Annotated in this window: 11 protein-coding genes, 1 pseudogene and 1 riboswitch; of the genes and pseudogenes, 2 read left to right on the top strand and 10 right to left on the bottom strand. The window is 72.0% G+C overall.

Translation table 11 applies throughout. The features are described from left to right. Positions 1 to 123: 123 nt before the first annotated feature. Positions 124 to 471, bottom strand: a complete 348-nt coding sequence (locus tag C1I97_RS19350; RefSeq protein WP_309147811.1) for a Rid family hydrolase — start codon at positions 469 to 471, stop codon at positions 124 to 126. 179 nt (positions 472 to 650) lie between these two features. Then, positions 651 to 1835 carry an MBL fold metallo-hydrolase gene (locus C1I97_RS19345; RefSeq protein WP_111004475.1) on the bottom strand — a complete coding sequence of 395 codons (1185 nt, stop codon included), beginning with the start codon at positions 1833 to 1835 and terminating at the stop codon, positions 651 to 653. A 145-nt stretch (positions 1836 to 1980) separates the two neighbouring features. On the opposite strand from C1I97_RS19345, the gene C1I97_RS19340 reads away from it, so the two are divergent. Then, entirely contained in the window at positions 1981 to 2565 is a 585-nt protein-coding gene (locus C1I97_RS19340) for a carboxymuconolactone decarboxylase family protein (protein WP_111004474.1), read from the top strand. Between the two features lie 124 nt (positions 2566 to 2689). Here the strand turns inward: C1I97_RS19340 and C1I97_RS19335 are convergent, their stop codons facing one another. From C1I97_RS19335 to C1I97_RS19325, 3 genes are all read right to left on the bottom strand, one after another. Further along, the gene (locus C1I97_RS19335; RefSeq protein ID WP_111004473.1) at positions 2690 to 3475 is read right to left on the bottom strand and encodes an SGNH/GDSL hydrolase family protein; all 786 of its coding nucleotides are present in this window, start codon (positions 3473 to 3475) and stop codon (positions 2690 to 2692) included. Between the two features lie 128 nt (positions 3476 to 3603). Then, positions 3604 to 4518: a M23 family metallopeptidase gene (locus C1I97_RS19330; RefSeq protein WP_111004472.1), complete on the bottom strand. Its 915-nt coding sequence runs from the start codon at positions 4516 to 4518 to the stop codon at positions 3604 to 3606. Between the two features lie 4 nt (positions 4519 to 4522). After that, positions 4523 to 4679: riboswitch (cyclic di-AMP (ydaO/yuaA leader) on the bottom strand. A 321-nt stretch (positions 4680 to 5000) separates the two neighbouring features. Then, on the bottom strand, positions 5001 to 7073 hold the full coding sequence (locus C1I97_RS19325) for an alpha-galactosidase (RefSeq protein WP_111004471.1): 2073 nt from the start codon (positions 7071 to 7073) through the stop codon (positions 5001 to 5003). A gap of 170 nt (positions 7074 to 7243) precedes the next feature. Here C1I97_RS19325 and C1I97_RS19320 point away from each other — a divergent pair, with 170 nt between their 5' ends. After that, positions 7244 to 8038 (top strand): tyrosine-protein phosphatase, encoded by a 795-nt coding sequence (locus tag C1I97_RS19320; protein ID WP_111004470.1) that lies wholly within the window; start codon positions 7244 to 7246, stop codon positions 8036 to 8038. Between the two features lie 27 nt (positions 8039 to 8065). Here the strand turns inward: C1I97_RS19320 and C1I97_RS19315 are convergent, their stop codons facing one another. From C1I97_RS19315 to C1I97_RS19295, 5 genes and pseudogenes are all read right to left on the bottom strand, one after another. Next, positions 8066 to 8185, bottom strand: a complete 120-nt coding sequence (locus C1I97_RS19315) for a DUF6126 family protein (RefSeq protein ID WP_111004469.1) — start codon at positions 8183 to 8185, stop codon at positions 8066 to 8068. Then, the gene (locus C1I97_RS19310) at positions 8182 to 8805 is read right to left on the bottom strand and encodes a helix-turn-helix domain-containing protein (protein ID WP_111004468.1); all 624 of its coding nucleotides are present in this window, start codon (positions 8803 to 8805) and stop codon (positions 8182 to 8184) included. The genes C1I97_RS19315 and C1I97_RS19310 overlap by 4 nt, the downstream gene beginning before the upstream one ends. A 73-nt stretch (positions 8806 to 8878) precedes the next feature. Continuing rightward, complete coding sequence (locus C1I97_RS19305) at positions 8879 to 10261, bottom strand: aspartate aminotransferase family protein (protein WP_111004467.1); 1383 nt, start codon at positions 10259 to 10261, stop codon at positions 8879 to 8881. Continuing rightward, positions 10258 to 12168: a 1-deoxy-D-xylulose-5-phosphate synthase gene (gene dxs, locus C1I97_RS19300; RefSeq protein WP_111004466.1), complete on the bottom strand. Its 1911-nt coding sequence runs from the start codon at positions 12166 to 12168 to the stop codon at positions 10258 to 10260. Before dxs ends, C1I97_RS19305 begins: the two co-directional genes overlap by 4 nt. A 30-nt stretch (positions 12169 to 12198) precedes the next feature. After that, positions 12199 to 12396 (bottom strand): annotated as a pseudogene (locus tag C1I97_RS19295) (flavodoxin-dependent (E)-4-hydroxy-3-methylbut-2-enyl-diphosphate synthase); the annotation flags it as partial.

Genomic DNA, 12396 nt, shown 5'->3' with positions numbered 1-12396 from the left:
CGCGGCGGACAACCGCTCGCGTACTCAGACCGGCGTAGGTGATCGTACTCAGCCGGTGCGGCGATCAGACACGGGCGCACCCCGTGAGGTTCCGGCGGCGGGCGTACGCCTCGATCTCGATCCTCATTCGGGGCCGGCCAGGTCGCAGACCACCATCTTGACGGCGGGCCGAACGTCGCCGAAGCGGCCGCGGAGCAGGTGCCGGCACGGCCCGAAGCCGTCGCGGTCGAGGAGGAGACAACGCACCCGGACGACGTCCGCGAAGGTGCGGTCCGCTTCCTCCAGCGCGTATTCGATGGTGCGGAGGCACTGCTCGGCCTGCTCGACGTCGTCGTCCGAGATGGTCATCGTGCGATAGTCGGAGCCGGTCGCCCCGGATACGCGCACCCAGTCGCCGTCGGCCACGGCTCGGGCACAGCCGATCTGCTCCTCGTAGGTCGATCCGTCGAGGATCGCGCGTCGCTCGCTCATGCGGGGCTGTCACTCGGACACTCGCGTCCCTACGGTCGGCGGAGGGCAACGGCCGGAACTCCGACGCTCGTTCCTGGCTCTGCCGACGCGGTGGCCCGTCGACGACTCGCAGGGCCTGCTCTCGCTCGGCCCCCGGCATGGCTGCCAGGACTTCCGCCACCCTCTTCGATGTCCACGGGTCAGCCCCCGCCCACGAGGTCGAGGTCGTCACGAGACGCCACCGGAGTGATCTCCGGAACGGGCCACTCGCGGTTCAGCGGCAGGGACACATCCCGCCACCAGGGACGCGTGGGCAGGTCCCCGGCAGGCTCGAAGGGCCGGCCTGGAACGGGGAGGGCGACCGTCTGTCCGACCGCGCCGGCCGCGGCCAGCGTCCACTCCCCCGGCTCCGCCCACGGATGGAACGCGAGGTTGAACGTCGCCCAGTGGACCGGCAGCATGACACCGCCCGGCCGGCCCTGCTGCAGATCGAGGTGGCTCTGAACCCCTTCGGAAGGGGTCATGTGGATGTCGGGCCAGAACTCCGAGTAGGCGCCGATCTGGATCATCGTCGCGTCGAACGGGCCGTGTTCCGCTCCGATGTCCTTGAAGCCGTCGAAGTAGCCGGTGTCGCCGCTGTGGTGGATCCGGTGCTCCTCGCCGGCGACGACCCAGGAGGCCCACAGGGTGTGCTGGGTGTTGCGCAGGGCGCGGCCGCAGAAGTGGCGGGCCGGGGTGGCGGTCAGGGTGAGGCCGCCGACCCCGGTGGACTCGTGCCAGTCCAGTTCGCGTATCCGGGTCTCGGACACGCCCCAGTGCTCCAGGTGGGCGCCGACGCCGAGCGGTACCGCGAAGACGGTGTCCGTGCCGGCCAGCGCCTTGACGGTGGGCATGTCCAGGTGGTCGTAGTGGTCGTGGGAGATGACGACGACGTCGACCGGGCCGAGCGCGGCCAGCGGCAGCGGCACCGGGTGCAGCCGCCGGGGTCCGGCGAAGGGGAAGGGGGAGCAGCGCTCGCCCCACACGGGGTCGGAGAGCACCCGCTGTCCGTCGATCTCCGCGAGCACGCTGGAGTGGCCCAGCCAGGTCAGCCGCAGACCGGTGACCGCGGGCCTGGCCAGGTCGGCGAGCGTGGTGGCGTGCACGGGCACGGGGTCTCGCGGGGCGCGGCGGGGGCGCTCGTCCTTGTCGAAGTAGAGCTTCGCGAAGTCGAGCATCGAGCCGGAGGGCCGGGTCCGTGCGGGACCTCCGGGGTTCTGGAAGACGCCGTCCTCGAAGTGCGGTGACCGGCGGATGCGCGCCATGCGCTCTCCGTCGGGGTCCGCGCCGAAGGCCGCGGGCCGCAGGGCGCGGAGCCCGGAACTCAGAGGACGGAACCCTGCCACGATGCCTCCAGTGGAGTCGGTCAGGTCTTCCATTATGAAGGGCCCCTCCGACAGTCCGATGTCACACGAGCGCGCTCCCGTCCGTCGTATCCGGTGAGGGCACCCGCGCGGTGCCGACGGAACCGATGTACTGGAGGTGGCCGCCATGGCCCGCGTCTCGCTCACTCCGCCCCGGACCCGCTTCTTCCGTCTTGTGGAGTGGTACAGCAAGCGCGCCTACGGCAAGGTGCTGGACCCCGCCCGGGCGCTCGCGCACAACCCGCGGGTGCTGCGGAGCGATCTGCGGTTCGAGCAGTCGGTGGCGAAGTGGAACAAGCTCGACCCCGCTCTGAAGGCGCTCGCCGAGATGGCGTCGGCCGCCGCGATCGGGTGCTCGTGGTGCATGGACTTCGGCTACTGGGTCGGCCGGGAGCGCGGTATGGACGCCCGGAAGCTGCAGGACGTCCCCGTGTGGCGGGACAGCGACGCCTATACGCCGCTGGAGCGCGACGTCATGGCGTACGCCGAGGCCATGACGGCCACTCCGCCCACCGTGGACGACGACCTGGCCGCCCGGCTGCGCGACCGGCTGGGGGAGCCGGCCCTGGTGGAGCTGACGGCGATGGTGGCCGTGGAGAATCTGCGTTCGCGGCTCAACTCCGCCCTGGGGCTGACGAGTCAGGGCTTCAAGGACTCGTGCGAGGTGCCGGGTGCCGCAGCGGGCACGGGTGGGGTCGCCGCACGGGAGTGACGCGTGCGGCCGGTCGTCCGGGACCCCGTCGGCGCGGTCTCCCGCGCCCGGGCCCGGCGGCGGGTGGACGAGGCACCCGCCCGGGAACCGGGCCCGGCGCGGGAGGTGCCGAGCGCGTCGGCCGTCAGGCCACCGACTCGATCCGCATCCTGATGTCGTCCGGCGACAGGGCGCCCTTGGCCGTCACCCGGTCGCCCGAGGACTCGCCGCGCAGCCGGCGGCCGATCCACGGCACCAGGTACTCGCGTGCCCAGTGCACGTCGTCGCGGCGGAGCTCCAGCGTGCCGCGCGGCGGCAGCGGCGGCCAGGGCTGCTCCGGGTCGGCCGGGACATCGACGCCGAGGACCTGGCCGGCGCGCAGCGCCACGCGCGTGTGCCCCTCGGGTGAGAGGTGCAGGCGGTCGTGGTCCCAGGCGCGGCGGTCCTGGACGGTCTTCAGCGACCACAGGTCGAGCACCGGACAGCCGTAGCGGTCGGCGATGGCCCGTACGTGCCCGTTGTACGTGGCGATCTTGCCGCGCAGGTGCTTGAGCACGGGCACGCCCCGGGTGTCGAAGCCGGTGGTCACCATCACGGTGCCGGCGACGGCGGTGAGCCGGGCGACCGCCTTCTCGAAGCGCTCGGCCACGTCGTCCGGGTCGGTGCCGGGGCGGATGATGTCGTTGCCGCCCGCACAGAACGAGACCAGGTCGGGGGCGAGTTCGGCGGCCTTCGGGATCTGGTCAGCCACGATCTGGTCGAGCAGCTTTCCGCGCACGGCGAGGTTGGTGTACCGGAAGTCGCCTTCGGGCCGCCGGTCGGCGAGCAGTACGGCGAACCGGTCGGCCCAGCCGACGAACGCCCCGTCGGGGCCGGGGTCGCCGACGCCCTCGGTGAAGCTGTCCCCCACCGCCACGTACGACCCGATCACTGATCTGCTGTCATTCTTCGAATCGTCTGCCACATCGGCCCATGATTCACCTTCGAATGTGACCTACGCGACCGTAGGCAGGGGTTGACGGACGGTGAGATGAGCCACGTCGAGGGGACACCCGGTCCTCAGCCGAAGGCGACGCCGTGCGAGCGGAGGTAGGCGACCGGGTCGACGTCCGAGCCGTAGTCCGGCGTGGTGCGGACCTCGAAGTGCAGGTGCGGGCCGGTCACGTTGCCGGTGGCGCCGGACAGGCCGAGCCGCTGCCCCGCGCTCACGCTCTGGCCGGCCGAGACGGAGAGCGACGACAGGTGGGCGTACTGGGCGTAGTGGCCGTCGTTCAGCCTGATGACGACCTGGTGGCCGTAGGCGCCGCCCCAGCCCGCGGAGACGACCGTGCCGGCCCCGACGGCCTTGACGGAGGTGCCGGTCGGCACGGCGAAGTCGACACCGGTGTGGTAGCCGCTGGACCACATGCCGCCGGCCACGCGGTAGCCGGTGCCGACGCCGCTTCCGGCCACCGGGAGGGTGAAGCCGGTGGAGACGGCCCCGGCGGTCCGGGGGGCCTGGGGGGCCCGGGGGGCTTTCTTCGCCTTCGCCGCCTTCGCCCCCTTCGCCGTCTTCGCCGCCTTCGGAGCGGAGGGCTTGGGCACCTGGGTGGTGGCGGTCGGCGCGGCCCGGCCATCGAGGGCGAGTTCCAGGCCCGGGTGGATCAGCGACGGGTCGTCGCCGACGGCCTGGCGGTTGTCCGCGTAGAGCTGCTGCCAGCCGCCGCGGACGTCCTGCTCCTCGGCGATCGCCGAGAGGCAGTCGCCGGCCCGGACGGTGTAGGTCCGTACGTCCGCTTCCTTGGCGGCGGCCTTCTTCCCGGTCACCGGCACGGTCCGTACGGTCTCTTCCGCGACGGAGTGCGCGGGGGCCGCGTGCGCGCCGGCCGCCCCGACGAACGGCAGGGCGAGGGCGGCGCCACCGGTTCCGGCGGCGGCGAGGGAACGGGTGAGACGCTGGGTCTTCGGACGGCGGTGCTTACCCTTCGCGGGCATGGCGAATTCCTCTCCGGCGCCTGCGAGGTGAGCTGTCGGGTTCGGGCTGGAGCCGCCCGGCCGCGTGATGCGGCTTCACCCCGAGCCTGTTCCCGGGGACCGGGACAGGCGGTGGTTCCTGTGGGTCCCCCGCTCCTGCCGTGCACGGGTGAGTGTGCGGGTTCCGGACAGCGGCAGGATTCGGCGTCCGTCCGGATCGATGTGGACCGTAGGCGACCAGGACGCGCGGGGACAAGCAGACGGTTCCCCTTTCGCACGTTTCGCTCGGCCCATCACGGGAACCAGCAGTCACGCCGCGTGAGTTCGATCTCCCGCCCGTCCTTCAATCCGCTGGACAAGCCCCAGAATTACATGAACACAACAAACAACGCACCGTCACCACTATGAGGCTTGTCACGCGGACGGCTCCAGCACCCCTCATTCCGGGACGAGTTTCAACCAAGGCTGCAATTCGGACACAGGACTCAGATGCGTCGGATGCATCAGATGCGGCGGAGGCGGATGACCGCCGCGTCGAAGTCGCCCCGCAGCCCGGTGCGCATCCCGTGGTGCAGCAGCACGGCCCCCCGGTGCACTTCCCCGGTGTCCCGGCAGGCATAGGACGCCGCCGGATCGAGGCCGCGCAGCCGCAGCGCGGGCGGCGGCTCGCCGTGGTGCTGCGCCTGGAGCCAGGCGAGGACGACGGTCTCGCCCCCGCGGACGTACTGCACCGCGCTCAGCCCGCCCCGCGGCGGCCGCAGCCGGTACAGGTCGCCGCGCTGGACCACGGGCCGGATCTCCTTGTAGAGGGCGATCCAGTCCCGGGCCTCGGCCAGTTCCTCCTCCGTCCACCGGGTGAGGTCGCCGCCCACCCCGAGCACCCCGGCCATGGCGCTCACGAAGCGGAAACGCAGGCTGCTGGCGCGCCCGTTGAGCATGCTGTTCGGGCTGTCGGTGACCCAGGCGGCCATGACCCGCGCGGGATGGATGTGGCTGAAGCCGTGCTGGACGGCGAGCCGGTCGAGCGGGTCGGTGTTGTCGGAGGTCCACACCTGGTCCGTACGGGACAGGATGCCGAGGTCGATCCGGCCGCCGCCGCCCGAGCAGGACTCGAAGGCCACCCGCGGGTGCGCGGCCCGCAGCCGGTCCAGCAGGGCGTACAGCGCGCGCACGTGGTCGGCCCACAGGCGCTGCGGGTACGGCTCCCCGGGCCAGCCGGCGTCGGTGAAGCAGCGGTTGAAGTCCCATTTCACATAGTCGATCGGGGCGCTGGAGAGCAGGGCGTGGAGCTGCTCCCACAGGTACTCCTGGACGTCCTCGCGCGCGAGGTTGAGCACGAGCTGGTTGCGGAACTCCGTCCGCTTCCGCCCCGGCTGGTGCTGCACCCAGTCGGGGTGCGCGCGGTACAGGTCGCTGTCGGGGTTGACCATCTCCGGCTCGACCCAGATGCCGAACTCCATGCCGAGGCCGTGCACATGGTCGGCCAGCGGTTTCAGGCCGCCGGGGAACCGGTCGGGGTGGGGCCGCCAGTCGCCGAGACCCGCGCGGTCACTGGTACGGGCGCCGAACCAGCCGTCGTCGACCACGAACAGCTCCACGCCGGCCGCCGCCGCCCGCCGCGCGAGCGCCCGCTGCCGCTCCTCGGAGATGTCGAACCCCGTGGCCTCCCAGGAGTTGTAGAGCACCGGCCGGTCCCGGTCCGCGTCCGGGACGACGTACGTCCGCTGGTAGGCGTGCCAGGTACGGCTCGCGCCGCCGTGGCCGCCGCCGCTCCACAGCCCGGCGAAGACCGGGGTGGTGTACGACTCCCCGGCCCTGAGCCTCAGCAGCCCCGAGTCGTCGTACCCGGCGCCGCCGGTGATCTGCACGCGCGCGTCCGGGAGCTGGGCGACGGCGATCCGCCAGGAGCCGGACCAGCCCAGCGCGCAGCCGTAGACCTCGCCGTGCTCCTCGGTGGCGCTGGTGTCGAGGGCGACCCAGGGCAGGTGCTGGTGGCCGGTGTGGCCGCGGCGGCTGCCGAGGACCTTCTCGCCGTAGGTGAGGCCGGTGCGCACCAGGCGGGACTCGGCGGCCCAGCGGCCGTGCAGCTGGGACAGCCGCCAGCCCTCGCGGTGGGGCAGGGTCCAGGTGGCGGAGTCGGCGCGCAGCAGCTCCACCGTGCCGGGGCCCTGGTTGTCGAGGGTGACCCGGCGCTCGACGACGTCGCCGCGCATGCGGTAGTGCAGGGTGATGCCCAGCCCCGAGTCGCAGAACCGCAGCCGCAGTTCACCGCCCCCGGTCTCGTACCTCTCGAAGGTCCATTCGGTGCCGCGCCGTTCGGCGGTGCGCACGGACAGCGCGGGCCGTACGAAGCGGGGGCCGCCCTCGACGGGGTACTCCTCGTGCCCGTCGAGCGCGGACTCGAAGGGCCAGGGGTCCGGCAGCGGGCGGGCGGCCAGGGTCTCGGCGTCGGCGAGCTCGATGCGTGGGCCCCAGTGCAGGTGGCGCAGTTCGCCGTGCTCGGTGAGATGGAGGGCGTAACCGCTCGTGGGCCCGGTCAGCAGCCACGTACGGCCGTCGTGAGTGGTCTGGAGCATGCTTCCCCCACAGATCCGGACAGGTCCGCGCAAGCACGGACATCATCCGGGTGGAGGGGGCTCCCGGGCAACGCCTGTGGACAACTCGTTGCCCCAGGAAGTCGTGTCGTATGGTCGAAGCCGCGCCCGCCGACGAGCCGTGACGGCGGGGCCGAAAGGGAGGAGCCCCCGTGACGCAGGTCCCCTCGACCGAGCCCGAGCTGGCCGGAGTGCGCAACTTCCGTGACGTGGGCGGGCTGCCGACCGTGGACGGGCGGCGGGTGCGCCGGGGGGTGCTGTTCCGCAGCGGCCACCTCGCGCACGCGACCGGCGAGGACGCGGCCTTCCTCGGCTCCCTGGGCCTGCACACGATCTTCGACTTCCGCAACGCGGCCGACGTCGGGCTCGAGGGGCCGGACGTCGAACTGCCCGGGGTGCGCCATGTGAGCCTGCCGCTGAGCGACCCGGCGGACGGCGCGGAGTTCTGGCGGATGGTCCGCGACGGCGACCTCGACCAGCTGCGCTCCATCCTGGCCGACGGCAAGGGGGCGCACCGGATGATCGCCTCCTACCGGATGATCGTCAAGGAGCGCACCGGCGAGCACTCCCGGGTGCTGCACGCGCTCGCCGACGACAGCGTCCCGGTCCTGATGCACTGCGCCGCGGGCAAGGACCGTGCGGGTCTGTCGATCGCGGTGACGCTGCTCGCCCTGGGCGTGGAGCGGGACGCGATCGTCGCGGACTACCTGGAGTCGAACGCCAAGCACCGCCGCTACAGGGTGTACCGCAGCGGCACCTCGCCCTCGGCCTACTCCCCCGAGGTCATGGAGCTGCTCAGCCCCCTGTTCGACGCGCGCGCCGAGTACCTGGCGGCGGCCCTGGAGACCATCGAGGAGACCTGGGGCGGCGTCGAGCCCTACCTGGAGCGCGGGCTGAGGCTGACCCCCGGGATCCGGGAGCGGCTGCGCGAGCGGCTGCTGGACTGACCGGCCCTCACGCGGCGTCAGCCGCCGTCACTTGGCGCCGACCGAGAACAGGAACCAGATGAACCCGGCGAAGAAGTGCCCGACGACGGTGTAGATGACGAGCCGGATCCACAGGGCGCGCGGGAACTTCTCTTCCATGTTGCTCATGGCATCTCTCCGGTGAGGGGCCCCAGGCACAGGGCGGCCGTGGGGCTTTGCAGCAGGGTGTGGACGAACAGGAGCTCGACCCCGTCAGGGTCCTCGGCGGCGATGCGGTGCGGGGTCAGCGAGTCGAAGTGCGCGCTGTCGCCCGGCGCGAGCAGGTGCGCGGTGTCCCCGAGGCGCAGCCGGAGCCGCCCCTTGAGGATGTACAGCCACTCCTCGCCGGGGTGCACGCGCACGATGTCGCCCTGGGAGCCGTGGGGGACGTGGACCTTGAGGGCCTGCATCCCGCGCCCGGGCGCGCCGGTCTGCCAGTACGTCCAGCCGCCGGCCCGCGTCGGCTCCATGTCCCCGGTGCGCACGATCGCGTCCTGGCCGGCGACCGTCTCGCCGAGCAGTTCGGACACGGTCGTACCGTAGATGCGGGCGAGCGCGAGCAGCATCGGCAGCGAGGGCTGGCGCTGCCCCGTCTCCAGGCGGGAGAGGTGGGCGGGCGACAGTCCGGCGGCGCGGGCCGCCGCCTCCAGGGTCAGGGAGGCACGGCGGCGCAGCGCGCGCAGCTGCGGCGCGACGGCGGGCAGGTCCTCGACCGGCCCCGCCGAGGGCCGGGACTCGGGGGAGTTCATTCCTCCATTTCAGCGGCAGACTTGCCTCTGGGGCAAATTCATTGCCTCAGAGGCAAAGCCGGCAGGTGTCGCCTCACCGGTTGGCAACGGCCTGCTTGACCAGTGTCTTGCCGAAGTCCCACATCAGCCCGCCGCCGTGCGCGTCGTCCATCACGGCGGTGAAGGCGTCCACGAACCGGTCGACCTCCGCCTCCCCGACGATCAGCGGCGGGATCAGCTTGATCACCTCCAGGTGGTCGCCGGAGACCTGGGTCAGGATACGGTGCCGCTGCAGCAGCGGGACGACCACCATCTGCGCGAACAGCCCCTTGCGGGCCGCCTGCAGCATGGTCCAGCGCCCGCGCAGCCGCAGCGACGTCGGCCGGCCGAACTCGATGCCGATCATCAGGCCCCGGCCGCGCACGTCGGCGAGCAGCTCGTACCGGTCCTTCAGCGCCGCCAGCCGGGACTTCAGCAGCTCGCCCGTGGCCCGGGCGTTCGCGACGATCTGCTCGTTCTCCATCACCGACAGCACGGCCAGTCCCGCCGCCATGGCCTGGGCGTTGGATCCGAAGCTCGCCGAGTGGACCAGGACGCGGTCGATCGACGAGTAGACCTTCTTGAAGATCCAGTCCTTGCCGAGGGTCGCGCCCACCGGCACATAGCCGCCGGAGAGGGCCTTGGCCACGCACACCAGGTCCGGTTCGACGCCGTCCTCGTGCTGGTAGGCGTAGAAGTCCCCGGTGCGGCCGAGGCCGGTCTGCACCTCGTCGGCGATGAGCAGCGCCTTGTGCCGGTGCAGCAGTTCCTGGGCGGCGCGCAGATGGCCGGGCGGGGCCTCGTGCACGCCCTTGCCCTGGACCGGCTCGACGATCAGGGCGGCCACGTCGCCCTTGCGCAGTTCCCTCTCGAGCGCGTCGAGGTCGCCGAGCGGGACGGCGGTGTCGGGCAGCAGCGGGGCGAAGCCGGTGCGGAAGCCGTCCTCGCCGTTGACGGACAGCGAGCCGGTGGTCAGGCCGTGGAAAGCGTGCTCGCAGTACAGGATCCGCGGCTTTCCGGTCGCCCGGCGGGCGAACTTCAGCGCGGTCTCCACCGCCTCCGTGCCGCTGTTGCCGAAGAACACCCTCTCCAGGTGCGGGCTGTGGGTGAGCAGCCGTTCCGCCAGTAGTCCGGGCAGCGGCTGGCAGTCGAAGCGGGTCAGGTCGGCGAGCTGGGCGTCCAGCACGTCGTGCAGCGCCTTGCGGACCACGGGGTGGTGCCGGCCCAGGCCCATCACCCCGAACCCGGAGAGCATGTCCAGGTAGTCGTTGCCGTCGGCGTCCCAGAAGTACGCGCCCTCGGCCCGCTGGTAAACCTTGTCGAAGCCGATGGTGCGCAACATGCGCGGCAGCTGGTGGTTGAGGTGCCTGGCGTGCAGTTCGTAGCGTTCGGCTCCGCGCTCGGACAGGAGTCTGCCGAGGTCGAACTCCGTGGTCATTCGGCTTTCTCCTTGACTGCCGTGCCGGCCCCGGCCTGCTCCCCGACGGCCAGGCTCGCGCTGATCCGTCCGGCGATCTCGACCGGTGTGAGACCGATGTCGGCCAGCACCTCCCCGCGCTTGGCGTGCGCGAGGAACTGCTCGGGAATGCCGAACCGCCGCACCGGCAGGTCGACTTCGGCGTCGCTCAGCGCGAGGGCCACCGCGGCGCCGACGCCGGCCGCGCGGCTGTTGTCCTCGACCACGGCCACCAGCCGGTGCCCTGCCGCCAGGCCCGGCAGCGCCGGGTCGACGGGCTTGACCCAGCGCGGGTCGACGACGGTGCAGCCGATGCCGCGCGCCTGGAGCAGCTCGGCGGCCCGCAGGCACACGGGAGCCATCACGCCGACGGCGACCAGGAGCACCTCGGGCCGCTCGGCCCGGTGCAGCACGTCCATGCCGCCCACCCGGCCGACCGCCGGGACCTCCGGTCCCACCGACTCCTTCGGGAAGCGGACCAGCGTCGGCGCGTCGTCCACGGCGACGGCCTCGCGCAGCTGGGCGCGCAGCTGGCCGGCGTCGCGCGGGGCGGCGATCCTGAGGCCCGGCACGACCTGGAGCACGGACATGTCCCACATGCCGTTGTGGGAGGGCCCGTCGACGCCGGTCACACCGGCCCGGTCCAGCACGAAGGTGACCCCGCAGCGGTGCAGCGCGACGTCCATCAGCAGCTGGTCGAAGGCACGGTTGAGGAAGGTGGCGTAGACGGCGACGACCGGGTGCAGTCCGCCGGTCGCGAGGCCCGCCGCGGAGACGGCCGCGTGCTGCTCGGCGATGCCGACGTCCCACACCCGGTCCGGGAAGCGCTCGGCGAACCTGCCCAGGCCCACCGGGTGCAGCATGGCGGCGGTGATCGCCACGACGTCGTCCCGCTCCTCGCCGATCCTCACGATCTCGTCGCCGAACACCGAGGTCCAGGACGGGCCGTCGGACGGGGCGAGGGGCGCACACGTGTGCGGGTCCATCACGCCGACGGTGTGGAAGTGGTCCTCCTCGTGGGCGAGGGCGGGTTCGTAGCCGCGGCCCTTCTCGGTGAGGCAGTGGACCAGGACGGGGCCGTGGAAGCGTTTCGCGCGGCGCAGCGCCGACTCGACGGCCCCGATGTCGTGTCCGTCGATCGGACCGAGGTACTTCAGCCCCAGGTCCTCGAACATGCCCTGCGGTGCGAACGCGTCCTTGAAGCCCTTCTTCGCGCCGTGCAGCGACTCGTAGAGGGTGTTGCCGACGATCGGGGTGCGCTGCAGGACGTCCTTGCCCCAGGCCAGCACCTTCTCGTAGCCGTCGGTGGTGCGCAGGGTGGCCAGGTGGTTGGCGAGGCCGCCGATGGTCGGCGCGTAGGACCGCTCGTTGTCGTTGACGACGATGATCAGCGGCCGGTCCTTGGCGGCCGCGATGTTGTTCAGCGCCTCCCAGGCCATGCCGCCGGTCAGCGCGCCGTCACCGATGACGGCGACGACGTGCCCTTCCTCCCCTCTCACCTGGCGCGCCTTGGCGAGTCCGTCGGCCCAGCCGAGCGCCGTGGAGGCGTGGCTGTTCTCGATGACGTCGTGCTCGGACTCCTCGCGCGAGGGATAGCCGGACAGTCCCCCCTTGCCGCGCAGCTTGGAGAAGTCCTGGCGCCCCGTCAGGAGCTTGTGCACATAGCTCTGGTGACCGGTGTCCCACAGAATCCGGTCGACCGGCGACTCGAAGACCCGGTGCAGTGCGACGGTGAGCTCCACCACCCCCAGGTTGGGCCCGAGGTGACCGCCGGTCCTGGCCACCGCGTGCACCAGGAACTCGCGTATCTCTTCGGACAGTTCACCGAGTTCCACCTCGGACAGCGCCTTCAGGTCGCGTGGTCCCCGGATGTTCTCCAGAATGGTCACGCCGGGCCCCCTCTCGGTCCGTGCCGCTTGTCAACTCACTGTCACTGTCGGTGTCCCCGTGACGGTGGGGCCGCCTGCCGCGGCGCCGCTCTGCTCCATCCGCTCAGCGATCTTCATGGCCTCCTCGATGAGGGTCTCCACGATCTTCGACTCCGGGACGGTCTTGATGACCTCGCCCTTGACGAAGATCTGCCCCTTGCCGTTGCCCGAGGCGACCCCGAGGTCGGC

The organism is Streptomyces sp. NTH33 (assembly GCF_003236365.1).
Classification (GTDB): Bacteria; Actinomycetota; Actinomycetes; order Streptomycetales; family Streptomycetaceae; genus Streptomyces.
Note: the sequence above shows the minus strand (reverse complement) of the source record. Positions and strands in the feature narration are given on the sequence as shown.